The following is a 17,315-nucleotide window of genomic DNA, read 5'->3' as shown; positions in this document are numbered from 1 at the left end:
GGGCGCGGATCCGATGCGCCGGACGGGCCGGGAACGGCGACTCACCGGCCCGACGGTCGCCGGCCCAGCGAGCTCTGGAAGCGCAGGAGGTAGCCGTCGGGGTCGGTGACGAGGACCTGGCGGACCCCCGTCTCCTCCTCGTCGACGCGGTACCAGCGGGTCTCGGGCGGCGCGAAGAGCGCGATGCCCGCGGCCGCCAGCGCGTCGGCGATCGCGTCAGCGTCGTCGACGCGGATCTGGAGGTTGAGCCCGCGCCCGAAGGGAGCCTCGAGCGGTCCGGTGAGCCAGTCGCGGCCGACTCCGCGCTGATCGAGCATCACGTGCGCGGTCCCCGAGACGACGGAGGCGAAGCCCTCCTCGGGCCGGGCGTAGCGGACGCGGAACCCGCACGGTCCGCACCAGAACTCGAGGCTCCGGCCGATGTCGCCGACGAGGAGCTCGGGGACCAGATCGGGCTCGTCGGTGCTCATCGCGCCATCGTCGCACGGGGCCGTCCTCGCCGCGCCGGCTCCGGAGGCGGGCGCCGTCTCCGCGAGGGTCCCGCTAGGGTCGCTCGGGTGGACGCCTCCGACGAATCGCGTTCCGACGACCTGCCCGCGCGGCAGGGGCCCGGCGCGTTCCCGCTGTCGGCGCTGCTCGTCGTCCCGATCGTGATGGCCGTCGCCGGCGGCATCGGCGTGCTCGTGATCGTTCAGCTGCAGTTCGTCCCCGTCAGGGTGCTCCTCATCGGAGGACTGCCTTACGCGATCGTCGCTCTCGTCGTCGCCACGACGCTGCGCCTCCGGGCCTGGCGTCGCCCGATCGACGAGCAGGTCGAGGACGTCTGCTCGACGGGGCGGAGCTCGGCGCAGCGCATCACCTTCGCCACGGCGTCCTGGCTGATCGTGCTCTGGATCGCCGTCGCGGCCGTGTGGGCGGGTGATCTCGGGTCGTCGGTCGTCGTCGTCGGCGGGCCGCTCGCAGCGGGGGCCGTCCTCTCGATCGCGGCGAACGCACGGCTCCTCTACTCGCCGCGGGTGGCGCTGGCCGAGGTCGGCGCCGTGCGCACGCACGCGCCCGGGCGCGGGTGGATCCTCGCGAACTGGATCCTCGCCCCCGTGTCGTGGTTCGCGTTCGCGATCCCGGGCTGGGTGCTCGCGGGATCCTGGGTCCTCTGAGCGGTCAGTCCTTCTTGGTGCGGCCCGGCAGGAGCAGCAGACCCGAGACTCCGACGACGATCAGCAGGATCGCGACGACGGTCACGAAGGAGGCGAGTGCCAGCACCGGCATGATGATCGTCAGCACGCCCGCGATCACGGAGGCGATCCCCGCCGCGATGGGAAGCCAGGCGGGTCCGGCGACGGAGCGACCGCTGGTGATGCTCGAGACGCCGTCGAGGATCCAGCCCGCGCCGATCACGAGGCCGAGCACGCTGAGCGACTCGAACGGGTTCGAGAGGCAGAGGATCCCGGCGACGAGGATGAGCGCGCCGAGCAGCCCGGCGACCCAGCGCACCCGGGCCTCCAGCCGCGACGCGGTGAAGGCGAGCAGGAGGCGGAACACTCCCGCCGCGATCAGGTGGATGCCGAAGACGATCGCGACCGTGAGCAGGGTCGGGCCCGGGATCAGAACCGCGATCACGCCCAGGACGATGGCGATCAGCGAGACGCCGATGATCCAGCCGCGCTCGACGGCGGTGCGGGACATGGTGGGCGCGGGAGTGGTCTCGGACATGCGGATCCTTCGCGTCGTGGGTCGTGTCGGACACTGGGAACGTTAGGGCACGGTGACGCCCGCGGGCACCGCCTTGCGCGGCGCGGCCGTCAGAGGCGCACCCGCCGCAGGAGCTGGGCGTTCAGCGCCACGACGACGGTGCTGGCGCTCATCAGCAGCGCCCCGACCTCCATCGGGAGGACGACACCGATCGGAGCGAGCACTCCCGCGGCGAGAGGCACCGCGGCCAGGTTGTAGCCGGCGCCCCAGGCGAGGTTCTGCCGCATCTTGGCCGCGGTCGCCCGCGAGAGGGTCAGGATGCGCAGGACTCCGCGCGGGTCGTCGGAGGCGAGGACGAGCCCGGCCGAGGCGATCGCCACGTCTGTCCCCGCTCCGATGGCGATACCGACATCGGCCCCGGCGAGCGCCGGAGCGTCGTTGACTCCGTCGCCCACCATCGCCACGCGCCGCCCCTCGGCCCTCAGCCGCGCGACGACTTCGCTCTTGCCGCCGGGCAGGACACCCGCGACGACGTCGTCGATGCCGAGCTCGCGGGCGACCCGGCGGGCGACCGGCTCGGCGTCACCGGTGACGAGCGCCACCCGGACGCCGGCGTCGCGCAGCCCCGCGACGGCGGCCGCCGACTCCGGACGCACCGCGTCCTCGAGGGCGAGGGCGCCGATGACATCGTCGCCTCGGAGCACGTGCAGAACGGTCGCGCCGCGCTCCGACGCCTCCGCCGTCGCGGGGAGGGGCTCGAGACCCCGCTCGGCGAGCAGCGCGGGGCCGCCGACCGCGATCCGGTCGCCTCCGACGACGCCCTCGACCCCGACTCCCCCTGGTGAGGTGAACGCGTCGGACCGCGGCGCGCCCTCGCCGCCCGCGCGCACGATCGCCGCGGCGAGCGGGTGCTCGCTCTCGGCCTCGACCGCCGCTGCCAGAGCGAGCGCCTGCGGATCGCCGAAGACCTCGACGACCTCCGGCCGGCCGAGGGTGAGGGTGCCGGTCTTGTCGAAGAGGACGGTGTCGACGGTGCGCATCGCCTCCAGCGCCGCGCGATCGGTGACCAGGATGCCGGCGCGAGCGGCCTTCTCGGTCGCGATCGACACGACCAGCGGGATCGCGAGACCGAGCGCGTGCGGGCAGGCGATGACGAGGACGCTGACCGTGCGCACGAGGGCGGTGTCGGGCATCCCGAGCGCGAGCCAGACCGCGGCCGTGATGATCGCCGCAGCGAGAGCGAACCAGAAGAGCAGCGCCGCGAAGCGATCGGCGAGGATCTGCGCCCGCGAGGTCGACGCCTGCGCCTGTGCGACGAGTCGGCGGATGCCCGCGAGCGCCGTGTCGTCACCGGTCGCGGTCACCCGGAGGCGGAGGCGCGCATCGGTCGCGACGCTGCCCGCGACGAGACGGTCGCCCACGGTCCGCGGGAGGGCCCGCGACTCCCCCGTGAGGATGGACTCGTCGATCTCGGCCGCCCCCTCGACGATCTCGCCGTCGGCCGGGACTCGCCCTCCCGGCCGGACGAGCACCACGTCGCCGACGCGGAGCTCGTCGGGTGACACCCGCTCGGTCCCGTCGTCGACGAGGCGCTCGGCCTCGTCGGGGATCAGCTCGGCCAGCGAGTCGAGTGCGCTCGACGCCTGGGCGAGCGAGCGCATCTCGATCCAGTGGCCGAGGAGCATGATCACGACCAGGAGCGCCAGCTCCCACCAGAAGTCGAGGTCGTGCGGGAGCAGACCCGCACTGGCACCGAGCGACGAGAGGAACGCGACGGTGATCGCCAGGGCGATGAGCAGCATCATCCCGGGTGCTCGCGACCGGATCTCGCTCACCGCACCGGTCAGGAACGGCCGACCGCCCACGGCGAAGATCACGGTGCCGAGCACCGGGGACACCCAGACGAGCCAGCCGTGATCGGGGAGCGGGTAGCCCAGGAGCGCCGCGAACATCGGGCTCGCGAGAACGGTCGGGATCGCGAGGACGAGCATCGCCCAGAAGAGCCGGCGGAACATCGCGACGTGCGAGGCGTGATGGCCGGCGTGGTCGCCTCCGCCGTGCTCGTGCGAGCGGCCGGCAGGATCGTGGCCGTCCGCGGCGTGATGGTGCGTCGTGCTCCCGTGCGCGATCGCTCCGTGCGTCGTCGTCTCGTGTTCCATCGACTCTCTCCTCTCGATACCCCCTGGGGGTATCAACGAGGAGGGTCCGCGACTATTCCCGGACCGCGGGCGCCGGGGCGTCCGTGAGCCGACTCGTCAGTGCCGTCGACCGGTGCTCGCCGCGCGACGGCGCCTCACGCTCCGGACCACCAGCAGGAGGATCACCACTCCGATCGCGCTGTAGATGATCGCGTCGAGCACTCCGGCGTACTGGTCGACGAGCTCGTACTGCGTCCCGAGCGCGGCGCCGAACCCGATCAGCAGGCCGTTCCATACCCCGGAGCCGAGGAGGGTGAGTCCCGAGAACAGGAGGAGGTTCATCCGCTCGGCACCCGCCGGCAGCGAGATCAGACTGCGGACGCCGGGGATCAGCCGCCCGAACAGCACCGCCCACGTGCCGTGACGACGGAACCAGCCGACCGCCTTCTCGAAGTCCTCGCGGTCGACCAGCGGCAGCTTGGACAGCAGGCGGATCGAGCGCTCGGTGCCGATCCGGTGGCCGAGCCAGTACAGGACCAGACCACCGAGGTAGGCGCCGAGGGTCGCCGTGATGACGACGAGGACCAGGTTCATCCGCCCCTGCTGAGCGAGGAACCCGGCGAGCGGCAGCACCAGCTCGCTCGGGATCGGCGGGAACACCGTCTCGATCAGCGTCATCAGGCCGACGCCCACCTCGCCGAGCACGGCGATCACCCGTGCGGCGACGCCGACGAGTCCGGAGAGCTCGTCGATGCTGTCGGAGGAGGAAGAGGAGGTGGCCAGGGACGCCGGGGCGAGGGCGAGAGTCGCGATCGTCATGACTGAGAAGCTACTCAGCGAGTCGGCCTCCCACCTGGGAATCCGGCCGCGCGGTCACGGAGCGCCGGTGAGGATCACCGCGTCGGAGCCCTGCACCCGCACCTCGACCGCGGCGATCTCGGCGAGCGGGAGCCCGGTCGCGAGGGTCGGGTGCATCCTCGTCCCGGGCGTGCTCGTCCACGATCCGACCGGCTCCGTCGACCCGGAGGTGTCGGTCACGTACATGACGTAGCCCACCCCGCCGGTCTCGCGGTAGGGCTCGGCGCCGTCCTGCTCGCCTCCGCCCTGATCGGCCCAGCTGCAGTCCATGTCGATCCGCGTGCCCCACTCCTCCGAGACGAATCGCACGGTCGCCTCGACGGGCACGCCCGGGGCGCTCGCGAGCGACACGGTGGCGCCGGCGGTCTCGAGGGGCAGGGCCGAGCCGACCACGAGCGGGAGGGCGATCGCGGCGGCGGCCGACACTCCGGCCGCGACCAGCACGAGCGCCGCGATCCTGACGCGCGTCCGTCGGCGGACGGAGGCGGCGGCTGCGGCCAAGCGCGGCAGGAGCGCGGGCGGAGCCGCCTCGGCCGGGCGGCCCTCGGGGAGCTCGAGCAGCGCCAGGGCCTCGTCGTGGGGCAGGTGCGCGAGCAGACCGGGCAGCGGGACGAACTCCGAGAGCCCCTCGCGGCAGGCGGGGCAGGAGCGCAGGTGCAGCTCGTAGGCGCGGCGGTCGGCGGTCGACAGGGCACCGAGGAGGTACGCGGCGTCCCAGTCGCGGAACGCGTCGTCGTCGGGGAGCTCGTCGGTTCGCGGGTCGGTGCTCACAGCTCGGTCACCCCCCTCTCCTGCAGCGCGAGCTTGAGCGCGCGCATCCCGTAGTGCATCCGGGACTTCACCGTCCCGGGAGCGATCCCGAGCAGCTCGGCGATCTCGCTGACGCTCCGGCCGCCGTAGTAGGCGTGCACGATCACGGCGCGATGGTCGTAGCTCATGCCGCTCAGGGCGTCCGAGAGGAGCCAGGCGTCGAGCACCTGGTCGGTGCGGTCGCTGTGCGCGCGCTCCGGCACCTGGTCCGTGCCGAACTCGCGGGCGTGCCTGGCGCTCCGGCGGTCGTCGATGACGAGGTTGCGGGCGACGGTGTAGAGCCAGGAGCGGGCCGCGGCCTCGCCCTGCGCGAGGATCTCGGGATGCTTCCAGGCGCGCAGGAGCGCCTCCTGCACCACGTCCTCGGCCATCTGCCGGTCGCCCGTCAGCCGGAGGACGAAGCGCCAGAGCGCCGGGGAGTGCTCGTCGTGCAGCGCACGCAGCATCTCGGCCTGTTCGTCGGACATCTCCACCTCCCCTCCTTCAACGTAGCCGCGCACCGTTCGGTTCACCGCGCCGCGTCTGCGCCCCGCGGGAGGGGCCGGTGCGATCTGCAGGACCCGGTGCGATGCGCAGGCGATCGCCCCTCCCCCGGCCGTTGCCGCGGCAGAACACGGCATCGCGCCCGGATCGCTTGCGAATCGCACACCCGGCCGCGCGGGCCACCCGCACACCCGGCCCCGCAGCCCCGCCGGTTCGCGTCAGCGCCCGCACTCTGGTACTCCGGGTACGGTGACCTTCCCCGATGCCGCCGACGCCGCCCGCGTGCGCACCTTCCTCCGAGACAACCGCGCGCGCATCCTCGACGACATCCGCCACCTCGTCATGATCGAGAGCCCCAGCGACTCCCTCGACGCGCTCGAGGAGCTGCACGCCTACCTCGTGCACTGGGTCGGCGAGCGCCTCGGGCACGCCGCCGAGATCGAGCACCTGCGCGAGCAGGACGCACCCCGCGCCACCAGCTGGACCTACCCCGGTTCGGCGCCCGGCCGCGGGGCGCGCGGCTCCCGCCCCTTCATCGCGCTCCTCGGTCACTACGACACCGTCTGGCCGCTCGGCACGACCCGCTCCTGGCCCTTCGCCGTCGACGGCGACCGCCTGAGCGGCCCCGGCACCTACGACATGAAGGTCGGTCTCGTGCAGATGGTGTGGCTCGTGGCCGCCCTGCGGCACGCGCGGCTCGCCCACCCGGCGGTCCGGCTCGTCGTGAACGGCGACGAGGAGGTGGGCAGCCTCACCTCCCGCGGCTTCCTCGAGCACCAGAGCAGGGGCGCGGAGGCGGCGCTCGTCTTCGAGGGGGCGATCGGCGACGCGGTGAAGACGGCCCGCAAGGGCATCGGCAACTTCGTCGTCGACGTCGTCGGCGTCGAGGCGCACGCGGGAGTCGAGCCGGAGAAGGGCGCGAGTGCCATCCACGAGCTCGGCGTCCTGATCCCGCGCGTGCTCGGCATCGCGCGCCCCGAGGCGGGCACGACCGTCAACATCGGCCTGATCGGCGGGGGCCACCGCGTGAACGTGACCACGGGGCGCGTCCGGCTCGAGCTCGAGGCTCGCATCCGCGGCTCGGCGGAGGCGGCTCGGGTCGAGGCCGAGATGAACGCGCTCGAGGCCTCCGATCCGCGCATCCGCATCGAGGTGCGCGGGTCGTGGCAGCGTCCCGTCTTCGAGCGCACTGCGGCGGTCGCCGCGCTCTTCCGCCGCGCCGAACGCGTGGCGAGGACCATCGACCTGCCCCTCACCGAGACCTCGGTCGGCGGCGCGAGCGACGGCAACCTGATCGCGGCGCTCGGGATCCCGGTGCTCGACGGGCTCGGCGCCCCCGGCCAGGGCGCCCACGCGCGCGGCGAGTCCGTGAGCATCGAGGGGATCCTCGAGCGGATCACGCTCGCCTCCCTTCTGGTGGCGAGCTTCGCTGCGGAGGGAGACTGACGTGAGCGACGAGACGACGAGGAGCCCCGGATGACCCTGTTCGAGTCCCGCCCGGTCGGCGTGGTGATCGACGTGCCCGCCTCCGAGGTCTACGACTTCGTGATCGATCCCGCGAACCTGCCGCTCTGGGCCGAGGGCCTCGCCTCTGCCTCCGTCGAGGAGGTGGACGGACGCTGGTTCGCCGACTCGCCGATGGGGCGGGTCGAGGTGCGGTTCGCGCCCCGCAATCCGTTCGGCGTGGCCGATCACGTGGTGACCCTTCCCGACGGGAGCTCCGTCGACAATCCGCTGCGGATCCTCGTCAACGGCGACGGAGCCGAGGTCGCGTTCACCGTGCGCCGCCGCCCCGGCATGAGCCTGGACGACTGGGACGACGACTGCGCCCGCGTGGCGGCCGACCTCGAGACCCTCCGCCTGCTGCTCGAGGGCGGCAGGGCTCCCGCGCAGGGCTAGATTCGACAGAGCTCCGGCACAGGGCCGGCGCGCCAGCGCGAGAACGAGGGATTCGATGACCTCTCCCGATTCGACGACAGCCCGCACCAGAGGGGGCATCGAGCTCAACGGCCTCGACACGATCCAGGAGTCGGAGCGGCACGGCCGCCCGCGCGACCTGTTCTGGCCGTGGTTCGCCTCCAACGTGTCGGTCCTCGGCCTGAGCTACGGCTCGTTCCTGCTGGGCTTCGGGCTCTCGTTCTGGCAGGCGACGGCCGTCGGAGTCATCGGCATCGTCGTGTCGTTCCTCTTCTGCGGGTTCGTGGCCGTGGCCGGCAAGCGCGGCTCCGCTCCGACGATGGTGCTGAGCCGGGCGGCGTTCGGAGTCGACGGCAACCGGCTCATCGCGGTGATCTCGTGGCTGCTCACGGTCGGCTGGGAGACGGTGCTCGCCTCGCTCGCGGTCCTCGCGACGGCGACCGTGTTCGAGGAGTTCGGCTGGGACGGCGGCGTGCTCACCAAGGTCGTGGCGCTGATCGTCGTCGCTGCGCTCATCGTCGTCGCCGGTGTCGCCGGGTTCCGCCTGATCATGCGGCTCCAGCTCGCGATCACGATCGCGACCGCGGTCCTCACCGTGATCTACGTCGTCCTGGTGCTCGACCGCATCGACCTCGCGGCGGTCGCGAGCCTGCCCCCGGGCTCCGCCGCCGCCGTGATCGGCGGACTGGTGTTCATGATGACCGGCTTCGGACTCGGCTGGGTGAACGCCGCGGCCGACTACTCCCGCTACCTCCCCCGCACGGCGGGAACCGCCGGAGTCATCGCCTGGACCACGATCGGGGGCGCCGTGGCACCCGTCGTCCTGGTGATCGTGGGCCTCCTGCTCGCCGCGTCGTCGGCCGACCTCTCCGGCGCGATCGCGACGGATCCGATCGGGGCGCTCGCGAGCATCCTGCCGGTCTGGTTCCTCCTCCCCTTCATCGTGGTGGCGCTGCTCGGGCTGATCGGAGGCGCCGTGATGGACATCTACTCCTCCGGCCTCGCCCTGCTCAGCACCGGGCTGAAGGTCTCGCGGCCCGTCGCCGCCGGCATCGACGGGGTGCTGATGGTGCTCGGGGCGATCTACGTCGTCTTCATCGCGGGCGACTTCCTCGGGCCGTTCCAGGGGTTCCTGATCACGCTCGGCGTGCCCATCGCGGCATGGCTCGGCGTGTTCCTCGCCGATCTGCTCCTCCGCCGACGCGACTACGACCAGGAGGCGCTCTACGATCCGCGCGGTCGCTACGGCCGCGTCTCGGTCGCGCCGGTCGCGCTCGTGGTGATCGGAGCGATCGTCGGCTGGGGGCTCGTGGTGAACTCCTCGCCCGGCTTCGAGTGGGAGGGGTACCTGCTGGGGCCGATCGGCGGCCGCGAGGGCGAGTGGGCCTACGCGAACCTGGGCGTGCTGGTGGCGCTCGTCATCGGCTTCGCCGGGACGCTGGCCGCCTCGCGCTCGGCGGTGCGCCGACAGGAGTCGCGCGCGTGACGCTGCTCGTCGCGATCGACCTGCAGCACGTGTTCGCCGACCCGGAGTCGCCGTGGGGCTCCTCGGAGTTCGCCCGGGCCGCCTCCGGGACGCGCCGGCTGCTCCCCGCGTTCGGCGAGCGGGTGGTGACCACCCGCTTCGTGGCGCCGTCGCAGCCGAGCGGCGCGTGGATCCCCTACTACCGCGATTGGCCGTTCGCGCTGGTGCCGGCGGAGGACCGGCTGTACGAGCTGGTCGAGGGCTTCGAGGGGCACCGGACGGTGACGGCGACGACCTTCGGCAAGTGGGGTGCCGACCTCGAGGCCGAGCTCGACGAGTCTCGCGAGATGGTGCTCACCGGAGTCTCGACCGACTGCTGCGTCTTGTCGACCGCCCTGGCGGCAGCGGACGCGGGAGTGCACGTGCGGGTCGTCGAGGACGCGTGCGCGGGCGCCTCCGAGGCCGATCACCGGCGGGCGCTCGACGCGATGGCGCTGTACGCGCCGCTGATCGCGCTCACGACGGTCGACGAGGTGCTCGCGTCGATGCACGGCTGACCTCCGGTGCAGAACCGAGCGTCGGAGCGCCGCGACGCGGCATGATGGCGGCATGTCCTCCGCGAACGACCGCGACAGCGCGGCTCCCCGGGTCCTCGTCATCGGCGAAGCGCTGATCGACATCGTCGAGCGCGACGGCGCGAGCACGGAGCACGTGGGGGGCTCCCCCGCCAACGTCGCGCTCACCCTCGCCCGGCTCGGCCGCACGGCGACGCTCGTCACCGACCTCGCCGACGACGGCAGGGGGCGGCAGATCGTCGAGCACCTCGGCGCGTCCGGAGTCGTAGTGCTGCACGGCGACGCCGAGCGCACCTCCACCGCACGGGCCGTGCTGCAGGAGGACGGCTCCGCCGAGTACGACTTCGACCTGTCGTGGAACCCGCCGGCCGCCGACCCGGCCTCGGCAGACCACGTGCACACGGGGTCGATCGCGATCTACCTCGAGCCCGGCGGCGCCGCCGTGCTCGAGCTGCTGGAGGCGCTACCGGCCGGTGTCACCGCGAGCGTCGACGCGAACATCCGCCCCGCCCTCGTCGGCGGGCATCGGGAGGCGCTCGCCCGCTTCGAGCGCGTCGCCGCGGCGTGCGAGATCGTGAAGCTGAGCGACGAGGACGCCGAGTGGCTCTACCCGACGATGCAGCTGGACGAGGTGCTCACCCGCCTGCTCTCGCTCGGGGCGCAACTGGCCGTCGTGACCCGCGGGGGCGACGGGCTGCTGCTCGCCTCCTCCGTCGCGCGGGCGAACGTCCCGGCCGCGCGGATCGTCGTCGCCGATACGATCGGCGCGGGCGACTCGGCGATGGGCGCGATCCTCGACGAGGCGTTCCGGCAGGGCCTCGGGGCGCCGAACGGGATGCTGCTCGACGAGCCGGCGCTCCGCGCGATCGGCCACTGGGCGGCGAAGGTCGCGGGAGTCACGACCTCCCGCTCGGGCGCGAACCCGCCGATGCGCGCCGAGCTCTGACGCGCGCTGCGGGGCCGTTGCCCAGAGCGCGCGGCAGGTCGATACTGGGGCCGTCAGCGACGTCCCAGCACTGGAAAGGCACTCTCATGTCGACGAGCCTCAGCCCGTACATCAGCTTCCGGAACAACGCCCGCGAAGCGATGGAGTACTACCGATCGGTCTTCGGAGGCGAGCTCCAAGCGAGCACCTTCGCCGACTTCCCGATGGGAGGCGACTCGGCCGACGACGACCTGATCATGCACTCGCAGCTCACCACTCCGAAGGGCATGATCCTGATGGGATCGGACACCCCGTCGACCATGGACTACGACGACGGCGCCCGGGTGACCATCGCGCTCTTCGGCGACGACGTCGACGAGGCGAACGAGTACTTCGCCGCGCTGTCGGACGGCGGCACGGTCACGATGCCGCTCTCCGACTCCCCCTGGGGCGATCGCTTCGGCATGCTGGTCGACCGCTACGGCGTCGGCTGGATGGTGAACGTCTCCGCCGGCACGGCCTGACGCGTCCCGATCGGCCTCTGCGCGGGCGCAGAATGGAGGGACCGCTCCTCCCGGTCGCGATCGACCGGAGCGGTTCCTCCCGCGAACGAAGGCTGCAGATGACGATCACGCTCGGGTACAAGGCATCAGCGGAGCAGTTCGGGGCGCGTGAGCTCGTCGAGCTCGCGGTCGCGGCCGAACGCCACGGCTTCGAGAGCGCCGTCGTCTCCGACCACTTCCAGCCCTGGCGCCACACCGGCGGCCACGCCCCCTTCTCGCTCGCGTGGCTGGCCGCGGCCGGCGAGCGGACGTCGACCATCCGCCTCGGCACCTCGGTCATGACTCCGCACTACCGCTACAACCCGGCCGTCATCGCCCAGGCGTTCGGCACGCTCGGCGTCCTCTACCCCGACCGGATCATGCTCGGCGTCGGCACGGGCGAGGCCCTCAACGAGGTCGCGACCGGCTATCAGGGCGCGGGCGAGCAGAGCTGGCCCGACTTCAAGGAGCGCTTCGCGCGCCTGCGCGAAGCCGTCCGCCTGATGCGCGCCCTCTGGGCCGGCGACCGCGTCAGCTTCGACGGCGAGTACTACTCGACCCACGAGGCGTCCATCTACGACAAGCCCGAGAACGGCGTCCCGATCTACATCGCTGCGGGCGGCCCGGTGGTCGCCAAGTACGCCGGACGCGCGGGCGACGGCTTCATCTGCACCTCGGGCAAGGGCATGGAGCTCTACACCGAGAAGCTGCTCCCCGCGGTGGAGGAGGGTGCCGCGGCCGGCGAACGCGACTCCGCGAGCATCGACCGCATGATCGAGATCAAGCTCTCCTACGACACCGACCCCGCGCTCGCCCTCGAGAACACGCGATTCTGGGCGCCGCTGTCGCTGACCCCCGAGCAGAAGCACTCGCTGACCGACCCGGTCGACATGGAGCGCGCGGCCGACGAGCTGCCCATCGAGCAGGTCGCGAAGCGCTGGATCGTCGGCTCCGACCCCGACGAGACCGTCGCGCAGATCAAGCCCTACGTCGACGCCGGATTCACGCACCTCGTCTTCCACGCCCCCGGGGACGACCAGCAGCGCTTCTTCGACGCCTTCGAGCGCGACCTCGCGCCGCGACTGCGCGCGCTCTGACCCGAGCCGCGACGCCGATCACGGCCGTCGCGACGGACGACCCCGACCCGCACGCCGCAGACCCCGCACGCCGCAGACCCGCCCGCCGACTCCGCGTCGGCCGACCCCTCCGGAAGAGCCGCACCCGCATGACCGCTGCCACGGCCGACCTCCTCGCCCGCCTCGCCGACGGCGAGCCGATCACGCGCACGAGCGCCGAGACCCTCCTCTCGGCGCGCGGCGCCGACCTCGAGCTGCTCCTGGAGGCGGCGGGCCGGCTCCGCGACGAGGGTCTCGCGCTGCGCGGCCGCCCGGCCGTGATCACCTACTCCCGCAAGGTGTTCGTCCCGCTGACGAAGCTCTGCCGCGACCGGTGCCACTACTGCGTCTTCGTCGAGACCCCCGGCGGTCTCGCGGCCAAGCGCGAGTCGACCTTCATGGAGCCGGAGGAGATCCTCGAGGTCGCGAGGGCCGGCGCGGCGCTCGGCTGCAAGGAGGCGCTGTTCACCCTCGGCGACCGCCCGGAGGACCGCTGGCCGGTGGCCCGCGCCTGGTTGGCCGAGCACGGCTACGCCTCGACGCTCGAGTACGTCCGCGCGATGGCGGTGCTGGTGATGACCGAGACCGGGATGGTCACCCACCTCAACCCCGGCGTGATGTCGTGGGCCGAGCTGCAGCGCCTCCGGCCCGTCGCGCCCTCGATGGGCATGATGCTCGAGACCACGGCCGACCGGCTCTGGTCCGAGAAGGGCGGAGTGCACTACGGCTCCCCCGACAAGGACCCGGCCCTCCGCCTCCGGGTCCTCGAGGATGCGGGACGCAGCCGCATCCCGTTCACCACCGGCGTCCTGCTCGGGATCGGCGAGAATCAGGCGGAGCGCGCCGACGCGCTCTTCGCGATCCGCGAGTCGCACGAGCGCTGGGGTCACGTGCAGGAGTGCATCGTGCAGAACTTCCGCGCGAAGCCCCGCACGGCGATGCAGAACGAGGTCGACCTCGAGCTGCAGGAGTACGTCGCGAACGTGGCCGTCGCGCGCCTCGTGCTCGGAGCCGACGTGACGATCCAGGCGCCGCCCAACCTCACCGACGAGCAGGAGCTCGGCCTGCTCATCCGCGCGGGGATCGACGACTGGGGCGGGGTGAGCCCGCTCACCGCCGACCACGTGAACCCCGAGCGGCCGTGGCCGAACATCGACGACCTCGCCCGGCTGACGGCGAACGCCGGATACGTGCTGCGCGAGCGCCTCACCGCCCACCCGCAGTACCTCCGCGACTCCCCGACCTGGATCGATCCGCGGGTCGAGCCCTACGTGCTCGCGCTCGCCGATCGGGAGTCGTGGCTCGCCGACGAGTCGGCCGCGGTGCTGCCCCGCGCCTACGTCGAGACCCTCGCCGCGCCCGCCCGGCCGCCGGCCCCCGGCCTCGCGCCGGTGCTCGAGCGCGCGGCGGCCGACCCCGCCGGTCTCGGCGACTCCGACTACCTCGCGCTGCTCGAGGCCGACGGCGACGATCTGGAGGCGCTCGCCGCGCTCGCGGACGACGTGCGTCGCGAGGCGGTCGGCGATGCCGTCAGCGTGGTCGCGAACCGCAACATCGACACCTCCCTCTGGGGCGCCGGCGGGCTCACCGTCGAGCTCCTGGAGGAGCTCGCCGACGAGGCCTTCGCCCTCGGCGCGACCGAGCTCTGCCTCCAGGGCGCGCTGCCGCCGGAGCACTCGGGCGACGACCTCCTCCGCATCGCGCGCACTCTGAAGGCGCGGCAGCCCGGGCTGCACCTGCACGCCTTCCGTCTGGGCGAGATCCTCGACGCCGCGCTGCGCACGGGTCGCACGCCGACCGAGATGCTCGAGGCGCTCCGCGACGCCGGTGTCGACTCCGTGCCCGGGACGGCCGCGCGAATCCTCGACGACGACGTCCGCCGCGTGCTGAGCGCAGGCACCGACCCGAGCGTCGCCGAGTGGCGGCAGTCGGTGACGGCGGCGCACCGCGTCGGCCTCCGCTCGACCGCGACCATGGTCTACGGGCATCTCGAGACCCCGGAGCAGCAGCTCGCGCACCTCCGAACGCTCGCCGCGATCCAGGACGAGACCGGCGGGTTCACCGAGTTCATCGCGATGCCCTTCGTCCCGGCCGAGGCCGCGCCCGACGTCGTCCGGCTCACCCGTGGTGGACCGACCCTCCGCGAGACGCGCGCGGTCCACGCGGTGGCGCGCCTCCTCCTGCACGGGCGGATCCCGCACGTGCAGACGGCGTGGACGAAGCTCGGGCTGCACGCCTCCCAGGTGCTGCTGCGCGGCGGCGCCGACGACCTCGGCGGGCTGCTGCTCGACGGGACCCGGCCGGAGGTCGGCCCGGAGGCGCACCGCTCGCTCGACATGGCCACGGTGGCACGGCTCGCCGGCGAGATCGGGCGCGGCTGGCGCCAGCGCACCACCGACTACGGGATCGTCGCGCCCGACCGCGCCCTCCGGCCGGACGCGCCGACGGCACCCGGGGTGTCGCGGCTGCGACTGCCGCTGCGGGAGTCGCGCGTCCGCCGCGTGTCATGACGCGGCGCGCCGAGTTCCTCGAGCGTCAGGCCGCCCTCGTCCGGGAGTCGACGGTCGACGTCGGCGGCGCTCCCGTCCGCCTCCTCTCGGCCGGAGCGCCGAGCACGTCGCTCGTCCTCCTCGTGACGGGCCCCGGCCGGGGCGTGCGCGCCGACTCCGCGCTGCTGCTGCCGATGCTCGCGCGGCGGCGGAGAGTCGCCGCGCTCGAGCTCGCCGACCTCGCGGACCCCGGCCGCGACGGTGCCCGTGCGGTCGGCGCCGCGCTCGACGCCCTGGGCGCCGAGGACGCAGTCGTGGTGGGTCACTCCCTCGGCGCCGCGGTCGCGATCTCGGCCGCCGGCGACCCGCGCCTCCGGGCGCTCGCACTCGTCGCCGGCTGGCTGCGCCCCACCGAGCGCCTCGAGACCTTCGCACGGCTCTGGGAGTCGCTCGCCGCCCGTCCGGAGGCGCGCGCCGACCTCGCGCGGCTGATCGCCGTCCGCTCGCTCGCCGAGCTCGGGCCCGGCCGCCCGTCGCCGTTCGCCGTCGACTCGGCGCTCGTCGCAGCGGCCGCGGGTGCCGACTCCCTCGCGGGAGCCGCCCGCGTGCGCGTGCCGACCCTCGTGGTCGGCTGCGCCGCCGACGCCGTCGTCGGGATCGAGGGTGCGGAGGCTCTCGTCGGCGCGATCGAGGACGCCCGCTACGCCGTTGTCGACTCGGGGCACGCGGTGCTCGCCGAGCGCCCGGCCGAGCTGCTGGCGCTCCTCGAGCACTTCCTCGCCGACCCGCACCGCGACCCCGCGGGGTCGGTCCTGCCCCGGATGAGGGTCTGATGGGCGTCGAGGGAGCGTCGGACGTCGATGTCCTGATCGTCGGCGCCGGATTCGCGGGGATCGGGGCGGCGGCGCGACTCGCGCGCCGGGGCGGCGCCTCCTTCGCGGTGCTCGAGCGGGCCGAGCGAGTGGGCGGCACCTGGCGCGACAACCACTACCCCAACGTCTCGTGCGACATCCCCTCGCACCTCTACTCCTACTCCTTCGCGCCCGAGCCCGACTGGTCGGCCTTCTACGCGCCCGGCGCCGAGATCCAGGCCTACCTCGAGCGCGTCGTCGAGCGGGAGCGGCTCGCGCCTCACCTCCGGCTCGGCACCGACGTGCTCGAGATGGCGTTCGACGACGAGGCGCGGCGCTGGAGCGTGCGCACCTCGCGCGGCGACTACTCCGCCGCGGTGCTCGTGGTCTGCGCCGGGCGGCTCTCGGAGCCGCGCCTGCCCGCGATCCCCGGCCTCGACGCGTTCCCCGGCCCCGCCTTCCACTCGGCGCGCTGGCAGGACGACGTGCGCCTCGACGGCGCCCGCGTCGGCATCGTCGGCTCCGGCGCCTCCGCCGTGCAGATCGTGCCGCACCTCGCCGAGCGGGCCGCCGAGGTGGTGCTCTTCCAGCGCTCGGCTCCCTACGTCGTCCCGCGCCGGAACCGCGAGTACCCGCTCGAGGAGCGGCGAGCCCTCGCCCGAGTGCCTGGTGCGCTCGAGCGGCTCCGCGAGGAGCTGTTCTGGCGCGCCGAGCTCGGCTTCGCCGGTCGCGTCGGCCTCCCGGCCGCGATCGACCGGCTGCGGCAGGAGGCGCTCGGCCACCTCGCCGCGCAGATCGCCGACCCCGCACTGCGCGCCGCTCTCACCCCGGACTACGAGATCGGCTGCAAGCGCGTCCTGCTCTCGGACGACTACTACCCGGCGCTCGCGCAAAAGCACGTGCGGGTGGTCCCGAGCCCGCTGCGCCGGGTGGAGGGCTCCGCGGCGATCGGCGACGACGGCGCCGCGCACGAGGTCGACGTGCTCGTCTTCGCGACCGGCTTCCACTCGACCCGTCCCCCGTTCGCGAGGCGGATCCGCGGCCGCGGCGGGGTGCTGCTGGCCGACCGCTGGGCCGACGGCATGGCTGCCTACGACTCGACAGCGATCCACGGCTTCCCGAACCTCTTCGTCATCAACGGTCCCAACGCGAGCCTCGGCCACAACTCCGCGATCCACATGATCGAGACGCAGGTCGACTACGTCCTCGCGGCACTCGACCACCGCGACAGCTCCGGGATCGAGGTGCTCGAGGTGACTGCGGAGGCCGAGGCCGCCTCCGTCGCCCGAGTGGATGCGCTGAGTGCCGACACCGTCTGGACGAACGGCGGCTGCGAGAGCTGGTACGTCGACGCAGCGACCCACCGCCTGACGCTCCTGTGGCCCGACTTCGCGTTCGCGTTCCGCGAGGAGCTCGGGCGCTTCGACCCGGCCGCGTACGCGCCTTGACGCTCGC

17 protein-coding genes are annotated in these 17,315 nt (G+C 73.3%); 11 read left to right on the top strand and 6 right to left on the bottom strand.

The features are described 5' to 3' along the window. Positions 1–41 precede the first annotated feature (41 nt). Positions 42–470, bottom strand: a complete 429-nt coding sequence (locus B9Y99_RS03690) for a VOC family protein (protein WP_085475221.1) — start codon at positions 468–470, stop codon at positions 42–44. A gap of 87 nt (positions 471–557) precedes the next feature. Here B9Y99_RS03690 and B9Y99_RS03685 point away from each other — a divergent pair, with 87 nt between their 5' ends. Next, complete coding sequence (locus tag B9Y99_RS03685) at positions 558–1,157, top strand: hypothetical protein (protein WP_085475220.1); 600 nt, start codon at positions 558–560, stop codon at positions 1,155–1,157. A 4-nt stretch (positions 1,158–1,161) separates the two neighbouring features. Here the strand turns inward: B9Y99_RS03685 and B9Y99_RS03680 are convergent, their stop codons facing one another. The 5 genes from B9Y99_RS03680 to B9Y99_RS03660 form a co-directional block, all read right to left on the bottom strand. Continuing rightward, positions 1,162–1,713 (bottom strand): HdeD family acid-resistance protein, encoded by a 552-nt coding sequence (locus B9Y99_RS03680; protein ID WP_085475219.1) that lies wholly within the window; start codon positions 1,711–1,713, stop codon positions 1,162–1,164. Between the two features lie 89 nt (positions 1,714–1,802). Continuing rightward, positions 1,803–3,851, bottom strand: a complete 2,049-nt coding sequence (locus tag B9Y99_RS03675) for a copper-translocating P-type ATPase (protein ID WP_085475218.1) — start codon at positions 3,849–3,851, stop codon at positions 1,803–1,805. A 96-nt stretch (positions 3,852–3,947) separates the two neighbouring features. Continuing rightward, positions 3,948–4,649, bottom strand: a complete 702-nt coding sequence (locus B9Y99_RS03670) for a DedA family protein (RefSeq protein WP_085475217.1) — start codon at positions 4,647–4,649, stop codon at positions 3,948–3,950. 54 nt (positions 4,650–4,703) lie between these two features. After that, on the bottom strand, positions 4,704–5,459 hold the full coding sequence (locus B9Y99_RS03665) for a zf-HC2 domain-containing protein (protein ID WP_085475216.1): 756 nt from the start codon (positions 5,457–5,459) through the stop codon (positions 4,704–4,706). Beyond that, complete coding sequence (locus B9Y99_RS03660) at positions 5,456–5,965, bottom strand: sigma-70 family RNA polymerase sigma factor (protein WP_085476219.1); 510 nt, start codon at positions 5,963–5,965, stop codon at positions 5,456–5,458. The genes B9Y99_RS03665 and B9Y99_RS03660 overlap by 4 nt, the downstream gene beginning before the upstream one ends. A 265-nt stretch (positions 5,966–6,230) precedes the next feature. Here B9Y99_RS03660 and B9Y99_RS03655 point away from each other — a divergent pair, with 265 nt between their 5' ends. From B9Y99_RS03655 to B9Y99_RS03610, 10 genes are all read left to right on the top strand, one after another. Further along, positions 6,231–7,427, top strand: coding sequence for a M20/M25/M40 family metallo-hydrolase (locus tag B9Y99_RS03655; protein WP_085475215.1), 1,197 nt, complete (start codon positions 6,231–6,233; stop codon positions 7,425–7,427). Positions 7,428–7,457: 30 nt separating this feature from the next. Further along, positions 7,458–7,880: an SRPBCC family protein gene (locus B9Y99_RS03650; protein WP_085475214.1), complete on the top strand. Its 423-nt coding sequence runs from the start codon at positions 7,458–7,460 to the stop codon at positions 7,878–7,880. 55 nt (positions 7,881–7,935) lie between these two features. After that, on the top strand, positions 7,936–9,384 hold the full coding sequence (locus tag B9Y99_RS03645; protein ID WP_085475213.1) for a purine-cytosine permease family protein: 1,449 nt from the start codon (positions 7,936–7,938) through the stop codon (positions 9,382–9,384). Then, complete coding sequence (locus B9Y99_RS03640; protein WP_085475212.1) at positions 9,381–9,920, top strand: cysteine hydrolase family protein; 540 nt, start codon at positions 9,381–9,383, stop codon at positions 9,918–9,920. The genes B9Y99_RS03645 and B9Y99_RS03640 overlap by 4 nt, the downstream gene beginning before the upstream one ends. A 52-nt stretch (positions 9,921–9,972) precedes the next feature. Continuing rightward, positions 9,973–10,884 carry a carbohydrate kinase family protein gene (locus B9Y99_RS03635; RefSeq protein ID WP_085475211.1) on the top strand — a complete coding sequence of 304 codons (912 nt, stop codon included), beginning with the start codon at positions 9,973–9,975 and terminating at the stop codon, positions 10,882–10,884. Between the two features lie 86 nt (positions 10,885–10,970). Continuing rightward, positions 10,971–11,387 (top strand): VOC family protein, encoded by a 417-nt coding sequence (locus tag B9Y99_RS03630; RefSeq protein WP_085475210.1) that lies wholly within the window; start codon positions 10,971–10,973, stop codon positions 11,385–11,387. A gap of 98 nt (positions 11,388–11,485) precedes the next feature. Continuing rightward, the gene (gene fgd, locus B9Y99_RS03625; RefSeq protein ID WP_085476218.1) at positions 11,486–12,502 is read left to right on the top strand and encodes a glucose-6-phosphate dehydrogenase (coenzyme-F420); all 1,017 of its coding nucleotides are present in this window, start codon (positions 11,486–11,488) and stop codon (positions 12,500–12,502) included. Between the two features lie 128 nt (positions 12,503–12,630). After that, a complete protein-coding gene (gene cofG / locus B9Y99_RS03620) occupies positions 12,631–15,030 on the top strand; it encodes a 7,8-didemethyl-8-hydroxy-5-deazariboflavin synthase CofG (protein WP_085475209.1) in 2,400 nt (799 codons plus the stop codon). Beyond that, positions 15,027–15,842, top strand: a complete 816-nt coding sequence (locus B9Y99_RS03615; RefSeq protein ID WP_085475208.1) for an alpha/beta fold hydrolase — start codon at positions 15,027–15,029, stop codon at positions 15,840–15,842. The genes cofG and B9Y99_RS03615 overlap by 4 nt, the downstream gene beginning before the upstream one ends. Further along, positions 15,842–17,308 (top strand): flavin-containing monooxygenase, encoded by a 1,467-nt coding sequence (locus B9Y99_RS03610; RefSeq protein ID WP_085475207.1) that lies wholly within the window; start codon positions 15,842–15,844, stop codon positions 17,306–17,308. Before B9Y99_RS03615 ends, B9Y99_RS03610 begins: the two co-directional genes overlap by 1 nt. Positions 17,309–17,315 lie beyond the last annotated feature (7 nt).

It is taken from the genome of Rathayibacter oskolensis (assembly GCF_900177245.1).
Taxonomy (GTDB): Bacteria; Actinomycetota; Actinomycetes; order Actinomycetales; family Microbacteriaceae; genus Rathayibacter; species Rathayibacter oskolensis.
The sequence above is the reverse complement of the archived record's forward strand: the minus strand, read 5'-3'. Positions and strand labels throughout refer to the sequence as shown.

What these genes read in the sequence shown, in the direction of transcription:
- B9Y99_RS03690 (WP_085475221.1), bottom strand. Translation starts at nt 470, where the DNA reads ATGAGCACCGACGAGCCCGATCTGGTCCCCGAGCTCCTCGTCGGCGAC.
- B9Y99_RS03680 (WP_085475219.1), bottom strand. Translation starts at nt 1,713, where the DNA reads ATGTCCGAGACCACTCCCGCGCCCACCATGTCCCGCACCGCCGTCGAG.
- B9Y99_RS03675 (WP_085475218.1), bottom strand. Translation starts at nt 3,851, where the DNA reads ATGGAACACGAGACGACGACGCACGGAGCGATCGCGCACGGGAGCACG.
- B9Y99_RS03670 (WP_085475217.1), bottom strand. Translation starts at nt 4,649, where the DNA reads ATGACGATCGCGACTCTCGCCCTCGCCCCGGCGTCCCTGGCCACCTCC.
- B9Y99_RS03660 (WP_085476219.1), bottom strand. Translation starts at nt 5,965, where the DNA reads ATGTCCGACGAACAGGCCGAGATGCTGCGTGCGCTGCACGACGAGCAC.
- B9Y99_RS03650 (WP_085475214.1), top strand. Translation starts at nt 7,458, where the DNA reads ATGACCCTGTTCGAGTCCCGCCCGGTCGGCGTGGTGATCGACGTGCCC.
- B9Y99_RS03645 (WP_085475213.1), top strand. Translation starts at nt 7,936, where the DNA reads ATGACCTCTCCCGATTCGACGACAGCCCGCACCAGAGGGGGCATCGAG.
- B9Y99_RS03635 (WP_085475211.1), top strand. Translation starts at nt 9,973, where the DNA reads ATGTCCTCCGCGAACGACCGCGACAGCGCGGCTCCCCGGGTCCTCGTC.
- B9Y99_RS03630 (WP_085475210.1), top strand. Translation starts at nt 10,971, where the DNA reads ATGTCGACGAGCCTCAGCCCGTACATCAGCTTCCGGAACAACGCCCGC.
- fgd (WP_085476218.1), top strand. Translation starts at nt 11,486, where the DNA reads ATGACGATCACGCTCGGGTACAAGGCATCAGCGGAGCAGTTCGGGGCG.
- cofG (WP_085475209.1), top strand. Translation starts at nt 12,631, where the DNA reads ATGACCGCTGCCACGGCCGACCTCCTCGCCCGCCTCGCCGACGGCGAG.
- B9Y99_RS03615 (WP_085475208.1), top strand. Translation starts at nt 15,027, where the DNA reads ATGACGCGGCGCGCCGAGTTCCTCGAGCGTCAGGCCGCCCTCGTCCGG.
- B9Y99_RS03610 (WP_085475207.1), top strand. Translation starts at nt 15,842, where the DNA reads ATGGGCGTCGAGGGAGCGTCGGACGTCGATGTCCTGATCGTCGGCGCC.